The 15,020-nt window shown below is 61.9% G+C and carries 15 protein-coding genes and 1 pseudogene; all 16 read right to left on the bottom strand.

Features of this window, described 5'->3' with window-relative positions; all coding sequences use genetic code 11:
• Positions 1-70: 70 nt before the first annotated feature.
• Entirely contained in the window at positions 71-1,174 is a 1,104-nt protein-coding gene (locus JFN90_RS22500) for a glycosyltransferase family 4 protein (RefSeq protein WP_199393747.1), read from the bottom strand.
• Entirely contained in the window at positions 1,171-1,977 is an 807-nt protein-coding gene (locus JFN90_RS03680) for a class I SAM-dependent methyltransferase (RefSeq protein WP_199393748.1), read from the bottom strand. Before JFN90_RS03680 ends, JFN90_RS22500 begins: the two co-directional genes overlap by 4 nt.
• A 19-nt stretch (positions 1,978-1,996) precedes the next feature.
• Positions 1,997-2,914, bottom strand: coding sequence for a glycosyltransferase family 2 protein (locus tag JFN90_RS03685; RefSeq protein ID WP_199393749.1), 918 nt, complete (start codon positions 2,912-2,914; stop codon positions 1,997-1,999).
• A complete protein-coding gene (locus JFN90_RS03690; RefSeq protein WP_199393750.1) occupies positions 2,911-4,014 on the bottom strand; it encodes a glycosyltransferase family 4 protein in 1,104 nt (367 codons plus the stop codon). Before JFN90_RS03690 ends, JFN90_RS03685 begins: the two co-directional genes overlap by 4 nt.
• A gap of 6 nt (positions 4,015-4,020) precedes the next feature.
• Positions 4,021-4,860 carry a class I SAM-dependent methyltransferase gene (locus JFN90_RS03695; protein WP_199393751.1) on the bottom strand — a complete coding sequence of 280 codons (840 nt, stop codon included), beginning with the start codon at positions 4,858-4,860 and terminating at the stop codon, positions 4,021-4,023.
• Entirely contained in the window at positions 4,853-5,866 is a 1,014-nt protein-coding gene (locus JFN90_RS03700; protein WP_199393752.1) for a glycosyltransferase family 2 protein, read from the bottom strand. Before JFN90_RS03700 ends, JFN90_RS03695 begins: the two co-directional genes overlap by 8 nt.
• Positions 5,866-6,753, bottom strand: a pseudogene (locus JFN90_RS03705) (alpha-1,2-fucosyltransferase); the annotation flags it as partial. The pseudogene JFN90_RS03705 and the gene JFN90_RS03700, both read right to left, overlap by 1 nt.
• Before the next feature lie 10 nt (positions 6,754-6,763).
• Positions 6,764-7,459 (bottom strand): class I SAM-dependent methyltransferase, encoded by a 696-nt coding sequence (locus tag JFN90_RS03710; RefSeq protein WP_199393754.1) that lies wholly within the window; start codon positions 7,457-7,459, stop codon positions 6,764-6,766.
• Entirely contained in the window at positions 7,456-8,430 is a 975-nt protein-coding gene (locus JFN90_RS03715; RefSeq protein ID WP_199393755.1) for a radical SAM protein, read from the bottom strand. Before JFN90_RS03715 ends, JFN90_RS03710 begins: the two co-directional genes overlap by 4 nt.
• 66 nt (positions 8,431-8,496) lie before the next feature.
• Positions 8,497-9,288 carry a DUF268 domain-containing protein gene (locus JFN90_RS03720; RefSeq protein ID WP_236018844.1) on the bottom strand — a complete coding sequence of 264 codons (792 nt, stop codon included), beginning with the start codon at positions 9,286-9,288 and terminating at the stop codon, positions 8,497-8,499.
• Between the two features lie 10 nt (positions 9,289-9,298).
• Complete coding sequence (locus JFN90_RS03725; RefSeq protein WP_199393756.1) at positions 9,299-10,204, bottom strand: glycosyltransferase; 906 nt, start codon at positions 10,202-10,204, stop codon at positions 9,299-9,301.
• The gene (locus tag JFN90_RS03730) at positions 10,201-11,211 is read right to left on the bottom strand and encodes a class I SAM-dependent methyltransferase (protein WP_199393757.1); all 1,011 of its coding nucleotides are present in this window, start codon (positions 11,209-11,211) and stop codon (positions 10,201-10,203) included. The genes JFN90_RS03725 and JFN90_RS03730 overlap by 4 nt, the downstream gene beginning before the upstream one ends.
• The gene (locus JFN90_RS03735) at positions 11,211-12,551 is read right to left on the bottom strand and encodes a glycosyltransferase (RefSeq protein WP_199393758.1); all 1,341 of its coding nucleotides are present in this window, start codon (positions 12,549-12,551) and stop codon (positions 11,211-11,213) included. The genes JFN90_RS03730 and JFN90_RS03735 overlap by 1 nt, the downstream gene beginning before the upstream one ends.
• On the bottom strand, positions 12,548-13,531 hold the full coding sequence (locus JFN90_RS03740) for a polysaccharide deacetylase family protein (RefSeq protein WP_199393759.1): 984 nt from the start codon (positions 13,529-13,531) through the stop codon (positions 12,548-12,550). Before JFN90_RS03740 ends, JFN90_RS03735 begins: the two co-directional genes overlap by 4 nt.
• Positions 13,532-13,534: 3 nt before the next feature.
• Complete coding sequence (locus JFN90_RS03745; RefSeq protein ID WP_199393760.1) at positions 13,535-14,206, bottom strand: class I SAM-dependent methyltransferase; 672 nt, start codon at positions 14,204-14,206, stop codon at positions 13,535-13,537.
• Between the two features lie 4 nt (positions 14,207-14,210).
• A complete protein-coding gene (locus JFN90_RS03750; protein WP_199393761.1) occupies positions 14,211-15,020 on the bottom strand; it encodes an FkbM family methyltransferase in 810 nt (269 codons plus the stop codon).

Here is a 15,020-nt window from a genome sequence, read left to right on the forward strand (position 1 = left end):
TGATCTCCTCCTGGATTTGATGCCCCTTCCACTCTCCGGTCACCGCTTAGGTGAACAGGCGTCCAGGCATTTAGAGCAGCTTCCGGTACACCGCGGCGGTCTCTCGCGCGCAGCGGTCCCAGGAATAGAGCTTGAGGCGCTCCATCCCCCTGGCAACCAGTTCGCGACGTGTGTTCTCCGATGACGCCACTTGCTGCAGCGCCAGTCGCATCGACTCAACATCGCCAGCCGCGAAATAGGCTCCGGCATCCCCCACCACCTCGGGGATGGAGCCCCCGTTGCTGCAGATGACGGGGCAGCCCAACGACATCGCCTCCAGTGGCGGGATGCCGAATCCCTCGTAGAGCGAGGGGTAGACGAAAGCAAGCGCCTGGCGGTAAAGGCCAGCCAGCACCTGGTCCCCTCCCCCCAATTGCACCACGCGGTCTTCGCGCAGTCCGAGCCCCCTGACCGTCTCACGCTCCTGCGGGGTCAACCCGCCGCCTCCAAAACAAACCAGCACACAACGCTCATGCAACTCGCGCGATGCCGCATAGGCCTGGAGCAGCCCTGCAAAATTTTTGTAACCACCGCGCGGACCGACGTAGAGAAGGAAGGATTCCTGGACCAAAGGCGCCTGGTCTGCATGGTCATCGTTTTTCGGGGGGAGCAGTCCAAAACCGTGATGCACGACGCTGATCTTGTCGGGTGAGATGCCGTGAACGTCGACCAGGTCCTGCCGGGTCCGTTCGGAAACGCAGATGACATGATCTGCCCTCTGCACGGCCATGAGTTTGAAGCGCGGTGTCCGGTCCGTTGGGTCGAAGTAGCCCGGGAACCTCTCATGGATCATGTCATGAACGGTGAGCACCCTGCGGGCCCGAGTCGGTCCCATACGGTATGGAAAATAGTAGGTCTCGTGGATCAGGTCCGGAGCCTGGGCGCGCATCATCAGGTCGCACATCAGCATCCCCGCACCCCGAAGGGAAAGCGGCATCCGCTTCACGCCGGGGAGCCTGAAACCGGAAACCAGGTGCTGCTGGTGCTCCAAGTAGGCGTTGATGTGCATGGGAGCGGTGATGGAGACTTCCATCCCGTCCAGGGCGGCGATGCGAGCGGCCAACTCGCAGATGTAGCGCGAGACGCCGCCATAGGCCTGCTCGTAGAATATCTGGGCGTCGTAGGCTATCTTCACGGTTTCAGATCACCATCGCGGGAAATCCCCAGCATCAGCTCCTGGTCCCGCACCGTCCTCGAGCCCAGGCGAAAGCGGATGTACAGGGACAACGGCGAAGCTAGCAGGCCGGTGACCATGCGCAACAGGTACTCGTCCACCGGTTGCCGGGAAAAGAGATGTAGCCGGTTGGCACTGGCGAAATGAAGGCCGAGGCGGTCGGCCAGTTTCTGTAGGGTGCGACGCTGGAAAAAGGCGACGTGCTGACCGGTGGCGAAGGCATAGTAGTTCCAGCGCTCGGGCGCGGGCGGCTCCCCCTCGTACAGTTCCGTGCTGAAAAGGAAGTGGTCCGGCCGGTAGGTCGTCAGCGCCTCCTCGACGAAAGGAAGCGGGTCGGCCAGGTGTTCCAGCACCTCGAAGGCGGTGACGGCGCGGCAAGGGCCGTGCTCCGGCCGGTACTCGAAGCCGGCAGCGAGAATGTTCTCGCAGTACTTGTCCTGCCAGTAGAAGTCGAATCCCAGGTCCCGCATCATCCGGGTCAGCAGACCGTACCCTCCAGCCAGATCGACAAACCGGCCATCTCCCCGTTCGCCGGCAAGCCAGAAAAGGGTCGAGGCGACCTTCGGCGCCAAGTCCAGGTTGCGCAGCACAAGACCGGTGTCGGCGTTGGCGATGGCGCGACTGTAGGCTTCCTCCAGCCAGTGGGGGTCGCGCACAGCCAGGAACCCGCAACTGCGGCAGTAAAAGTACTGCGCCAGGTGTTTGCCCAACACCAGTGCCGAGAACTTCGGCTCCATGGCCCCGGAGCATATCGCGCATGTCATTGTTGCTGCTCCCATAGGTCTATCCTCGTCCGCCCAGGAAATCGCGCAGCGCATCCCAGAGGGACCGCCGGGATGATCTGTGCCTGCTGGCACGGTCGGCCTCCCGGTTGCGGGCCGTTTTTGCAGGGTGGACGAGCGGAAAGGATATGGCGCGACTTGGGATGTCGGCCAACTCGCCCGCCACCTTGGTGTGTGTGGCCATGGCGCCGAACCCGATGTTGGAGACCAGGTTCGCCGCGGGAAGGATGCACAGCCGACGCGCCACCCAGTTGGCGAAGACCCACTGGTAGTCCCAGGTATCGATCCTGCCGCGCCAGGAGCTCTCCAAGGCCTTGGTCCATTCCCTCCGCTCAGCGCGCGCCTCCAGGATCTCTGCCAGCAGCCCCTGCTCCCTGGCCTGGGGCCACTTGGCAAGGTCAACGTCATAGTTGTCCTTCCAGCGGTCGCGCCAGGTCGCCCAGCCCCAGATGTGGAAGTAGCGCGAGAAGTAATAACTGTCACCGCCAAAGCAGCGGCCGAACTGGAAGTTGTCGCCGCTGATCATCCCCACCTGCCGGTCCTCACGGTAGCGTTCCAGCAATTCCTGGCAAAACCGGAAGAAGGAGGGATCGGGGAGACAGTCGTCCTCCAGGATGATGGCCTGCTCAACCTGGTCGAAGACCCAATCAAGTCCGCTTGCCACGCGCCGGCGGCAGCCCAGGTTCACGTCCGCGTAGTCGCGCAGCACCTCGCAGGGCCAGTCCACCGCTGCTACGATGCGGCGCACCTCGGCGCAGCGCTCAGCCTCGTCAGCTCTGCCGGGGCGCGCAGCGTCGGCTACGATCAGCAAACGGGGCGGGCGGGCCTGTCGGATGGCTGCGAAGACCCGGGCGGTGGTCTCCGGGCGGTTGAACACGAGGAGCACCACCGGGGTGGTCAAGGTGAAAGATGCGCTCATGGCTCCCCTGTCGAGGAGAGCAGTCGCCGGTACAAGTCCATCAGTCCGCGCTCCTGGCTCTCCGGTGAAAACTCAGTCACTACCCGCCCCACCCCGGCCCGTCCCAGCCGCTCCCTAAGACTGGGGTCGGCGAGCAGTTCCAGTATGCGCCGGGCGAAGCAGGCGGCGTCGCCGGGCGGGCAGAGATAGCCGGTCTCCCCGTCGAGCACCGAGTCGGGCAGACCGCCGACGTTGGAGACCACACAGGGAAGACGGTGCGCCATCGCCTCGAGGACGGCGATGCCGTGGCTTTCCATCTGGCTGGGCTGCAGATACACCTCGGCACGGCGATACCAGGAGCTGGTGTCGGCGACGTACCCGGTAAAGAGGACCTGTTCCTGCAGCGAGAGGTCCCGGACCTGCCGGCGCATGTCGTCCAGCAGGGGGCCGTCGCCAAGCCAGACAAAGCGCGCCTGCGGGTGCTCTTTGAGGACCAGCCGTGCAGTCTCCAGCCAAAGCTGGGGGTTTTTGTAGCCGACGACATGGCCCGCCGTGAGAATGAGCGGCTCGCGGTCCAGTTCCTTGGTCGCCGCACTGCACGGGCAGCTGTTGTGGAGTACCGAGATCCTCCCCCTCGGTATCCCCATCCGCTGCGCAATCAGATCGGCTGCGCCGCCGGAAACGGTGGCGATGATGTTGCCAAGCCGTGCCCCGAGCCCGAGGTACCAGCGGGGCAGGATCCGGAAGCGGTGTTCGGGGACGCTGTGCAGCAGGTACAGCACCGGGACCGGAAGGTAGAGCGCGACCGACATCCTGCCGGGGTCTGCCGTGGAAACCAGCACCAGGTCGGGGCGGCAGGACCGGATCGTCCGCCAGCAGAAAGCGAGGTCGAAGAGCGGGGTCGCCAGCGGAAAGGTCCCCGGACGGTTGCGGTTGGCAGCCTGGCGCAGATCGACCCGATAGCGCGAAGCCAGCTCTGTCAGCGCCCCGGGAGGTTCCCCCGCCGGCACCAGCAGCACGGTATCGATGCCGCGGCGCCGGTGCACCTCGAAAAGCCTTTCCAGGAACCGGAAGGTTCCCCCGTAACTGCCGGTCTCGGTAAGGACGACGAGTACTCTCATGCGGCCTCAGCGTTTGCGCGCGATCAAAAGACGCATGTCGGCGCAGCGTGGGTGCCATTTCTCCCAGACCACGGCGGGTACGCTGCGTTCCCGGCAAACCAGGTAGTCCAGCTCGCGCAGCACCTCGCAGCGGGGCTCCAAAAGCATCCGGATCTTGTCCCACTCGATGTGATCGTCGGGGTGGGTGTGAATATCTCCCTCGTCGTCGTCAAACTTCTGCCAGCGCAGGTACAGGGCGGCGGCCAGGTAGCGCCAACGGTTCCTGCGCCTGAGGATGCCGAGGAGGTATCGCCCGAGCCACTGCCGCTCCCCCAGCAAACGATCCCCCAGTTCTACCTCGTACGCCTGGTAATCGGGAGAAGCGCCCCAGTAGTTCGGGCAGGCCTCGTGGTCAAGATAGATCACCCCGCCCGGCTTCAAGACCCTCACGAACTCCCCGATGATGCCAAGGTAGTCGGGGACGTGGTGCAGCACGGAATAAACGGCGACCATGTCGAAAGAGCCGTCGGCGAACTGGGACAGATCCTGGCCATTTAACAGGGACAGTTCCAGGTGGGCGGAGCTCCCGGCCATGGCCTTCACTTCCTTGAGGCAGCCGCTGGAAACGTCGGAAGCGACCACGCGGGCGCCCAGTTCAAGCAGGTGACGGGTCAGGTTGCCGGTACCGGCGCCGAAGTCGAGCACCCGCGCATGAGCCGGAGCGGCGCCGATCGACTCCAGGGCGAAGCCAAGCTGTGCGCGAATCCTCGCCTGCTCGCTCTCGTTGAAGATCTCGGCGTGGCGGGCTTCGTAGACCGGCGCGATCAGGTTATGGATCCTGCTGTTGTAGTCGATACGCTCAGACATGTCTTAGTCCCTGCAGGGTCCAGGCTCCTGCCGCCTGGAGGCGGCGCCAGGGCGAAGCGTTGCCGGCGCTCCAAAGCCGCGACCCCAGGCACCTGCGCCAGGAGCACGCCCCCAGGCTGCCCAGCCTTCGGCATTCGGAAAACCAGATATGCAGCAGCCACTGCGAAAAATAACCGTGCTCGTAGATCCCGGCGGCACGGTTTGCCGCCTGCAGTTTCAGGAGCCAGCGCTCGGCCCGGTCCAACTGCCGCGGATCGACCGGGAGGGTGCCGTTCACCACCTGCTCGTGGAGTTCCTGCTCCGCCGCGCTCGGTTGCACCCCGAGTTCCTGTACCTTCTTAAGCCGCAGCGGCGCCACCGCCGCAAGCTGCTCGCCGCGGTGCCTGGAGCTGACCTGGGCCGCAGTGATGCGGTAATCGAGCAGTACCTCCTGGATGTTGGCGAACTGCATGTACGCCAGGGCTCGTCCCCAGAGTTCAAAATCCTCCAGGTGCAGGTACGCAGGGTCGTAGTAAAGCCCGTGTTCGCGAAAGAGACCGCGGCGCAGCATCACCGAGGGATGCGCGACGCCGACCATGTTGAACTGGCGGCACCGGATCTCCTCCGAGGTGGGGGGAAGTTTCCAGACGTAGCCGTCCGGGAAAAAGCGGACCCAACTGCCGCAGACACCGACCTCGGGGTGGGAGTCCAGGAAGGCCACTTGGCGTGCCAGACGCTTGGGCCGGCTGATGTCGTCGGCGTCCATGCGGGCCACGTATTCCCCGCGGGCCAGGTCGAGCCCGCGATTGAGCGAGGCGACCAGTCCCAGGTTGTGCTCGTTTTTTACCAGGCGGATGCGCGGGTCATCATAGGAAAGGACGAGTTCCGCGCTCTTGTCCGTCGAGCCGTCATCGATTACGAGCAGCTCGAAATCCTGGCAGGACTGCCCCAGGATGCTCTGCACCGCCTCGGCGACAAATCCCGCACCGTTGAAGACAGGCATCAGTACCGTTACGCGCGGCTCCATCAGCTCTCCACCTTCAGCCAGGAAGCCGGCAGCAGGTCCGCCGTGTCGATGGAGGGGTCGTTGAACCACCGCGCCGGGGCGATCACGACCTTGCCGGGATGCTCACCGAGCCAGGCTCCCCACCAGCTGAAAGAGCTGTTAGCCGTGATGTGGTGCTGACAGCTGCTCATGAGCCTGAGATCCTCGTGGGGCTGGTCCGGGCTGTTATGCTCGACCACTGTCATGGGGTGCGGAATGGCGAAATGGTCGCGCACCCAGCCCGGATCGTCCGAAAAGACGAAGAAGTGCGGCTGAGACACCCGCGCGGCTATCATCGCGACCGCTTCTTGGTAGTAGCGCTCGCTGCAGGACCCGTGCTTGGCCGCTATCCTGCGGTTGGTCAGGTAGTCGCCGCGCCTGATATGCAGCGAAACCGACTGGCACCCGGTTATCTGCCGCAGCACCTCGCCGTTACTGCCGGCAGGCGGCGAAGGAAGCGTGAAATCGCGACGCAGCACGGAAACAGCGTCGACAAAGTACTTTTCGCTTTGCCAGTAGCCGTCCAGGCAGACGTCGTCGCCCAGTTCCAGGATGGCAGGGTCAAAGCGGAAACCGCGCTCCCGGATGTGGGTCTGCCGGTAGCCCGGCTTGATGGTTTGCCACAGACGGCCGCCCCACCACCCCGACTTTTGCCACAGTCTCCGGCTTTCCTCCGGGGTGGCCAGGGCGGCCTTGATGGGAAAAGGCGCGAGCGCGTAGGCGCGCGGTGTTATGCCCGGCTCCGTATTGGACAGGCGCGAGAGGTCCAGTTTCAGGGAGACGCCAAGGCGGAAAGCGAGCCGGCGTCCAGCCGCGTACTGAAACATCTGGTTCCCCATGCCGCCCTGCAGGTAGACGATGATCATAGCGGTCGCCTGCTCACCTTTTAACGCCCCGCACGTGGCAGCCGTAGTGCAGCAGTTCCGAGGAGCCGCGGTCGTCGCGGCAAAAGCGCGCCAGCATGTGCAGCACCACGCGCACGGACAGCAGTTCCCAAAGCCGTGGGCGCTTGCCGACGTACAGGTCCGCCACGGTGGGGATGCGGCGCACCTCCTGGGCGAGGTATTCGAAGTAGTTGCCGTTCTCGACCAGTTCGACTATTTCGAAGCCGCAGGCGTCAAGGTGGGTCCGGTAGAAATAGCGGCTGAAGCCACTGTAAAAGTGATAGGGCGCGAAATGGGTCAGGCTGCAAAAGGGGGCGGTCAGGATCAGGGTTCCCCCTTTTTTTAGCAGGCGGCTGAACTCCCTCAGCGCGGCCAACGGGTCGGGGAGGTGTTCGAACACCTCGACACACATGATGGCGTCAAACGATGCGTCGGGTTCGGGAATGGAGGTGATGTCGCTGACGATATCGAGCCTGCTCTGGTCCCAGACGACCGTCTGCAGCCCCTTGGCGTCTCCCTTGCCGTCGTACTGGGCGAAGTCCTGGGCGACGTAGTCCAGGTGGCTGCAGAATCTCCTGTACCCCTGTTCGCCCGCACCGGCGTCAAGAATCCTCGACCCGGCAGGTATCGCTGACAAAGCGGCCTCAAGCCATTTTTCGCGCGTATGCAGGTTGGTGGTCCCGACTGTCATTTTCTTCCTATTAATGATCTCATTTTGGCCTTGAGACGGTCGAACCGGGTTGGGTAAAATTCGGGCATTGTCATCCATGCATCGCAGGACCGGCATGGTTCTCCGGTAATAGCCCGTTGAGCGTGCTGTTCTCTCATATTCCTAACCTGCGCATTCCAGATCTCCCGCAACGGCTTTTCGTGGACAGATGGGAGTTTTGATAGCAACTGGTAATCATGGCAGCAGAAAACGACATTGCCTTCAGCTGATAGCACCAGCGCTGTCCATAAGAAGTGGCATGGATATCTGTGGGACTTTGAACCCGTCAGGCTTCTCCGTATGCCAAACCGTTCAGGCAGCGGTAATTTCCCGGCCCAGTCGTCGATGGGGATAAAACTCACCGGGATATTCCTCTGGCTCCAGAATGACTCGATCTGCTCCAGATCGGGAAAGGTCAGATCCGACACAATACAGTCGACCCTTACATTGCATCTGCCATTGAGAACCTTGTTCAAACGGGAAAACTCGAGGATATTGGCAAGAACCTGATCGTAATTGGCTCCGACACGTATCTTCTCATAGGTCTCTTTTGCACAACCGTCAAAGGAGAATATGATCTCCGCAAGACCGGCCAATATCAGTCTCTCTGCAAGATCTGCATCCAGCTTGGTAGCGTTGGTAGTCAATCCGACATGATGTCCCCTGGATGCAGCATAGGCTACAAAATTCACGATCTCAGGGTTCAGTAACGGCTCGCCGAGCTGATTAAGTGTGATGCTTCGATGCCTCTCAGAAACCTGATCGATGATGACTTTATAGGTTTCGAGGGACATGCAGGAATAGCTTCTGCCATTCATGTTCTTTCGTGAATCGGGAACAGGACACATCTCGCAACGCAGGTTGCAGCCCATGTACGACTCAACCAAAATGGTATCGGGAAGCTCACCGATATCGCATCTTCTCTGGTTGAAGTATTTCTGATGTCTGGTCATGTCACCCCTACGTAGGCCTTGGTCGTTTCTAGCACCAAGAGTCGGGCCTACCTATGCCTACCACGTTCATGTCACCGGTTTTCTGAACCAGAAGCACCCGCACCCGTACTTTTGTGCATCGGCCAACGCCTTGCCGGCGTCGACAACCAAACCTCCATCCACTGGATCATCAGGAACCAGAGAGAATTCAACGAGGTCCAGTCCATAAAACAGCTCGAGGACCTGGCTGTAGGAATAGATCCGGTGTGCGTTGAACATGCAACAGGGCCTGCCGCTCACCGGAACCACGAACAGCAGCGAGCCCCCAGGGGCGAGCACCCTCTTCAATTCGGCAACCGCCTTCAGATCCCCTTCAGGATCAAGTGGGTCGCCATAGCGCCCCAGCCCCACATGCTCCACCACATGCATGCAGGAGAGGGACGCGATGCTCTCATCGTCAAAAGGCAAGTTCAGCAGGTCGGCGGACGCGCAGGAGAGGTCGGAAAGACACAGGTCCACCGGGCGGTAATCGTAGAACCTCACGGGCACGAACGCGGACACCAAGGTACAAAAGTGCAGGGAAGACGAGATGTCGACGTGCGACTGCGGCTTTATCTGGGCCACTTTCCGCGCGCCCCATGCCGTGTGAAACACGTAGTGACGGTCGAAGCCGGTGATTGCGGTCTTGTCGTGCAGACAGGGATATCTGTCGCGCCATTCAAGCTGGAAACGGTCAGCCGCACCGGGAAGTTCCGAAAACTTTTTGAATTCCTGCCTGAAGACGCGGTACGCCCTCAGTTCGCCGGGTAAGCAAAGCAGTTTCCCGGCCAGCACGCGGAGCGGACCTGGCACCTTGGCGGCGCTCTCGCCCATTAACATGACGCACCCTTCATTTCTTGCCCCTGTGCTTGTCCAGAAAAGGTCCAACCATTTTCAGGGCGTTGCGTTTCACGTGACAGTTGAAGGGAGCGGCCCTCTTGAACAGGTCGGCGGTTTTCAAATTGTCGCTAAACTCCTTCTCTATCCAGCCTCCCATGTTCACGGCAACGGGATCGTAAAAGATCCCCTCCCACTTCTCAAGGTAGGCGCAATGATCCTTCTTCTGGGTTTCCAGGTTGCTCTTCCTGACGTCAGCTGTAGCGTGGTAGTAGTGCTCGACATACGAGTCGGGTGAGTCTATGCAGGCATACCCGTTTTGCCACATTTTCAGACAGAGGTCACCGTCCGCGTGGTAGAAATGAAAGCTCTCCTCATCCACATATCCCACCTCAGCGAGCGCATCCTTCAGGTACAAGCCGTGGTTGACGAACATCTTGTCGCCAAGCGTCAAACCGACGCTGTAGTTGGTCTGCTCCGGCCAATTGCGCCAGTAAAAAGCAACGGCGCCGATTTGGTCGCCTGCCTGAAGTCGATCCTCAAAGAGCCGCACCCCGTTTCGTATCGCGCCAGGCACAACCAGCGAGTCGTCGCTCAACATGCAGACGTACTTCCCTTGGGCGCACTTGAAGCCGAGGTTCATGAAATAGCCCCAGGAGCGGCGTTCGATCCTCTTGCCGCGCCACTCGCCGCGGTTGTGCTGCACGATGGTGATGATGTCCTTTTGCTTCATAAGCCACGGCAGCGTGCCGTCGCCGGAGCCTCCATCGACAACGATGATCTCGGACGCGAGGGCGCAACGGTCCAGTTCCCGCCTGACGCTCTCTATGGTCAGCTTCAGGAACGTGCGGCGGTTGTAAGAGCCGATCACAACCGACACCACCTTCTTGGCAGCCGCTGTCTTTGCCTCTGTCGTCATTGAACCTTCCGGCAGATGATATGGGCGTTGTCCTGCTGAAACTCACCGCAGGCCACGTAGTGCTCCTCGAGCGCGAAAATCATTTCCAGCAGCCGGCGGTGAGCCGCGCTGCCCGGATCGTAGTTCTGGTAGAAAGCTTGGTCCAGGGCGTAGAAGATGATCGACCCGTTGAAGTACCTCACGTCCACCTCGGCAAAATGCTCCTTTAGGACAGGGACGATGGCGCTTGACCGGACGCACTCGGAGGGATCGGTTTTCCTGAACCACGCCACCGACGGCATGTCCCAGAGCTTCTCGTACACCACGTCGTCCCGCAGCTTGTACGAGTTGACCACCCGGCCGAGGAGGTCCTTGACCTTCGCCCCCAGCGACGGGCCGGGCGCATCGGGAGGGCCGGTCAGCGGGGTGCGGAGCTCACGGGGGAGCAGGTGTTTTACCGCGTTGATGATCTCCTGCTGCCGCACCGAGAGCTGCTGGTAGTCCGGTCCGACGTACTCGTTGGAAACGAGGAGCCCGCCCGGCTTGAGCGCACGAGAGAGACGCCCCACCACCAGTTCGATGTCGCGGATGTGATGCAGCGCGCCGTTGGCCCAGATGAGATCGTACTCGGCCTCGGGGAGTTCCTCCTTATTGACGTCGCAGACCCTGTACTCGATGTTGTGGAAGCCTTCGCGGTCAGCGCGCACGCGGGCCTGCTCGATAGCGCCCGGGGCGATATCGATCCCGGTGATCCGCTCTGCCGCCCCCAGCCGCGCCAGCGTGCGCTCCACCTCGCCGAACCCGCAACAGATGCTCAGGCACCTGCCCACAGGGACCAGCGGTTTCAGGTACTTCTCGATGGTCCAGTACTCGCACCAATCCTTGCGGCTCGCGTCGGTCTCCCCGAAGATGAGCCGACAGGAGCGGTTGCGGATGGCGGGGAAGCAGTAGAAGTTCCGGTCCGAAGCGGAGCAGTCGGCCATCGACCAGTGCTCCGCCACAATCTTGCTGTCGTATTCCTCCGACATCAGTCGTCCCTCCGTTTCCTGCCGAAGCCAGCGGCTACCTCGTCGAAGAAGTCGAGATACTGCGCACCGGTACGGTTGATGCTGAAGCGCTCCTTGGCATCTTTAGCAGCTGAGACCGAGAGCTGTTCGAGCAGCGATTTGTTGCCCAGCAAATGACAAAGGGCGAAACCTAGACCTTCCGCGTCCCCCGCCGGCGTCAACACGCCGGTCGCCTCCCCCGGCCCGTAGAGGTTGAGCCCGCTGGCATCGCCGTCGAGGCGCAGCCCCTTGACCTGTTCCGGTATGCCGCCTACGGCGGTAGCCACGACGGGGGTGCCGCAGGAAAGGGCCTCCAGCACCGTATTGGGGAAGTTCTCCGCCCGCGCAGCATGGATGTACAGGTCGGCGGCACGGTAAAACGCGGCCAGCTCCGAGGGGGCCTGGTGGGGAACAAAGGTTACGGTCGCCGCGCCCAGGTGCTCGTCTGGCGCGCTCTCGCCAACCGCCAAAAAACGCAGGCGCTGATACGGCAAAGCCTGCGCTGCTTTAGCGACCGCGGAGCGCATGGTGGCGTAATCCTTCCAGATGCTTTCGCGGATGCCGTGGGCGGCGAACATGACCACATGCTCGTCGCCACTGATTCCGAGCTGCTGGCGGGCGCCCCCCCTGGCACCGGGACAGAAGATGCTGGAATCGACCCCGTTATTGATGACCCGCGACTGTATCACAGCCGGTTTCAGGATGGAATCTTCAACTTTGTCCATGAGCCATTGGGAAGGCGTTATCACGTGCAGCCGGCAGCGACGGTAGATGTCCCTCTTCCTCTCCCAGTTTTCATGGGAAGTGTCGCGCGTCAGGGAGTACTGCACCTCCAGGTAGGGACACCCGCCGCAACCGCTGCGCCATTTGTCGCAGTCGAAGGAATGCGCGCAGTGGCCGGCCAGAAGCCAGGCGTCGTGCAGCACAAGTACCACCGGGTGACGCAGGGACAGGTCGGCCAGACCGGCAAGATCGAAGTAACCGCCATGCAGGTTGTGGCAGACGATGATCTCGTTCCCCGTGGGCAGAATGCTCTCCAGGTGCCGGCTTGCGGGATCGCCCGGATCCTCGAGGCCGGCGAAGAGTCCGGCGCGGCGGCGCACGGTGCGGCCGAACTGCCCCACTCTTCCCAGCAGTGATGGTCTGACGGCCGAGCGCAGCTCTACCGTATCAGGGTCCTGACCGAGCTTGCGCCCAACGACCCGCAGCGAAAAGTGCCCCCGGCTCCTGAAGTATTCGTGCAGCGTACCGGTAACGCCCGCGGCGCCGCCGACTGTGTCCAGCGTGTTCAGCTGTACGATCTGAAGTTTGGCATCGGTCATTGTAGATACTCGGCCAGTCTTGAGGCGAACTCATCGGCGGACCAGTCGCGCACCAGGAACCGGGGCAGCTGGTAACGGGACACAACCGGGAAGACGACGCCGCCGAAGTTGGAACAGGCGCAGTCAAACCCCTCTTTCTGCAGTATCCGCTGGGTAAGACGGGCATAACTTAGTCTGGTGCCGTAAGGATACGCGAAGCAGCGAACCGGCTGCCCGCAGATATCCTGCAGCCGCTGTCTCCCCTCGACGATCTCGCTACGCTGCTCGGCAGCGGAAAGAAGGGCAAGGTTGGCATGGTTTTGCGTGTGCGCCCCGATCTCGATGTCTTCCTCCTCCGCGAGACGGCGCAGTTCCTGTTCGGTGAGAAACCTGCGCTCACCTGAATTGGCGCAGCCCCTGCCGGCCCACTCCCTGAGCAGAGCCATCGTCTCGACACGCTCGGCAGTGGCGGAGAGACGCAGATGATCGCACAGCACCAGGTAGGCATCCTGCCGTGCACAGCTCGTACCGTCAAGCAGGTTCCAAGAAGGATCAACCGGGCCTTCCAAGCCAAACTCCCACGCCTTGGTCTGGCCGTTTAACGGCAGCTGCAGCCGTTTGGGCAGTACGGCGGACCACAGGAAAAGGTCTGCCAGTTCGTCCCAGTAAGGACGCTTGGCATCCCCCACAAACCCAGTGGTCACAAAGATTGTGGCAGGGATCAGGTACCGCCGTAGCAGCGGGACGGCGTTTATGAGGTTGTCAGCATAGCCGTCGTCGAAGGTAACCACCACGCTGCCGGGCTGCCAGCTTTCCCTGGCGGAGAGGGGCGAAGGGAGATATCGGGACCGAAGCACTTCCATGTGACCGGCGAAATTCTCCGGTGATACGCAGAGCAACTGCGGATCCCTGGCAGTATCGGCGACCCGATGGTAGAGCAGGATCGCCGCTTGAGGGACCGTGCGCTGCGCCAACTTCCTGAGCATCGATTCTCCGTACATCGGTCAGCTCCGGGCCCGCTTCACCGCTCGCACGGTGATCAGCACCTGGTAATCCTCGTCCCGGTATTCGAGCTCGGCTCGGGTGAGTTCACGGCTGGCAAGTCCATGCAGGAAGCTGCAGGCAACGAGAACGTTTCCGTGGCTTTGAACGACCACGTTCTGGTCGCCGAACACGTCGCCGAACAGACGGCGGGCGGCGACGTCACTAAGCCGCCAAAAGTCGCCCCAGCGGTCCATGTCATACCGGCTGATCTGGCTGATGCCGGCAAAGGTGGCCAGGAGCACTCCTCCCTCCTTCAGCTTCAGGTAGGTGCTGGCAACCGCCGCCTGCAGGTCGTAGATGAAAGGGAACGTCTGCGTCAGGATCATGCAGTCAAAGGAGAGGTCGGGGATCCCTTCGCCCGTGGCGAGGTTGCCGACCAGGGTCGCCTCGGGGTTGCCAGGCTGGGCGTGCAAGACATCGGACTTCGTCACCCGCTCAGCGCCGAAAACACGGGTATACTCGCCGTCGCCCACCTCGAGCACCCTCCCCTTGATGTCCAGGCTGTTGTCGCTCAGGAACCTTTCGATGTAATAGCGGTCGATGGGCTGGCCGCGGTCGAACCCGAAACTCCTGCTGACCGGCTGCAGCCGCCCCAGCCGGATGCTCCTCCATATGTGCCGGAAAAAGGTCATCGTTTCACTTCCCCTCAGCAAGGAGATCGTTGCGCTTGGCGTACACCAAGCAGAACCAGGTGGTATCAGGTCCCAGCCGGAACGGGGGCTTCGAGGCGAAACAGGTCTCGGCATCGAAATCGTGAACCAGGTAGCGGTACCCCTCCCGATCGAGCAGATTCAGGAGGTCTCCCAGCAGTTGGCGCTGCCCGGCCCAGCCATGGTACTCCAGAACCAGCTCGCGAATCTGACGCAGCTTTCCAGCCTGGGCGGCCTCGGTGAGCACGGCGAGTTCCTCTCCTTCAATGTTCAGTTTGAGGAAATCCACCGGTTGGTCCAGGTAACTCGACAAACGCACCATGCGCACCCGGACCGAACCCTGTTCAGCGATCTGTCCGCCGGCCTTTCCGTCCGCCAGGAAGCTGGTCTCGCCCTCCTCTGCGGCAAGTCCCGCGTTGACCAGGCTCACGTCGGTGATGTTGTTGCGTGAAAGGTTGCCGGAAAGGATCTTGAACAGCTCCGGATCGGGTTCGAAGGCGAGGACCCTGGCTCCGGGGTGGACCTTTTTGAACTGCAGGATGGACATGCCCATGTTGCTGCCGCCGTCGATGATTAACGGGTCCGGCCGCACCGCGTCGAAGTGGTAGATGCGGTTGACGAACTCGTCCTTGTACTGCATGTAGAAATTCGCTCCGTCGGTGACCGCCATTTCCAGCCCCTGCATACGCAGGACCGCTCCCGACCTTTGCTGCCAGCACTTCCTGTGCAGCAAGGCGAGGCGCACCCGTTTAACGGTGTGCCGGGCAATGCCGGCCAGCAGATTGATGATCCCCAT

This window comes from Geomonas propionica, assembly GCF_016458235.1.
In the GTDB taxonomy this organism is placed as follows: domain Bacteria; phylum Desulfobacterota; class Desulfuromonadia; order Geobacterales; family Geobacteraceae; genus Geomonas; species Geomonas propionica.

What these genes read in the sequence shown, in the direction of transcription:
- JFN90_RS03680 (WP_199393748.1), bottom strand. Translation starts at nt 1,977, where the DNA reads ATGACATGCGCGATATGCTCCGGGGCCATGGAGCCGAAGTTCTCGGCA.
- JFN90_RS03685 (WP_199393749.1), bottom strand. Translation starts at nt 2,914, where the DNA reads ATGAGCGCATCTTTCACCTTGACCACCCCGGTGGTGCTCCTCGTGTTC.
- JFN90_RS03690 (WP_199393750.1), bottom strand. Translation starts at nt 4,014, where the DNA reads ATGAGAGTACTCGTCGTCCTTACCGAGACCGGCAGTTACGGGGGAACC.
- JFN90_RS03695 (WP_199393751.1), bottom strand. Translation starts at nt 4,860, where the DNA reads ATGTCTGAGCGTATCGACTACAACAGCAGGATCCATAACCTGATCGCG.
- JFN90_RS03700 (WP_199393752.1), bottom strand. Translation starts at nt 5,866, where the DNA reads ATGGAGCCGCGCGTAACGGTACTGATGCCTGTCTTCAACGGTGCGGGA.
- JFN90_RS03710 (WP_199393754.1), bottom strand. Translation starts at nt 7,459, where the DNA reads ATGACAGTCGGGACCACCAACCTGCATACGCGCGAAAAATGGCTTGAG.
- JFN90_RS03715 (WP_199393755.1), bottom strand. Translation starts at nt 8,430, where the DNA reads ATGACCAGACATCAGAAATACTTCAACCAGAGAAGATGCGATATCGGT.
- JFN90_RS03720 (WP_236018844.1), bottom strand. Translation starts at nt 9,288, where the DNA reads ATGTTAATGGGCGAGAGCGCCGCCAAGGTGCCAGGTCCGCTCCGCGTG.
- JFN90_RS03725 (WP_199393756.1), bottom strand. Translation starts at nt 10,204, where the DNA reads ATGACGACAGAGGCAAAGACAGCGGCTGCCAAGAAGGTGGTGTCGGTT.
- JFN90_RS03730 (WP_199393757.1), bottom strand. Translation starts at nt 11,211, where the DNA reads ATGTCGGAGGAATACGACAGCAAGATTGTGGCGGAGCACTGGTCGATG.
- JFN90_RS03735 (WP_199393758.1), bottom strand. Translation starts at nt 12,551, where the DNA reads ATGACCGATGCCAAACTTCAGATCGTACAGCTGAACACGCTGGACACA.
- JFN90_RS03740 (WP_199393759.1), bottom strand. Translation starts at nt 13,531, where the DNA reads ATGTACGGAGAATCGATGCTCAGGAAGTTGGCGCAGCGCACGGTCCCT.
- JFN90_RS03745 (WP_199393760.1), bottom strand. Translation starts at nt 14,206, where the DNA reads ATGACCTTTTTCCGGCACATATGGAGGAGCATCCGGCTGGGGCGGCTG.
- JFN90_RS03750 (WP_199393761.1), bottom strand. Translation starts at nt 15,020, where the DNA reads ATGGGGATCATCAATCTGCTGGCCGGCATTGCCCGGCACACCGTTAAA.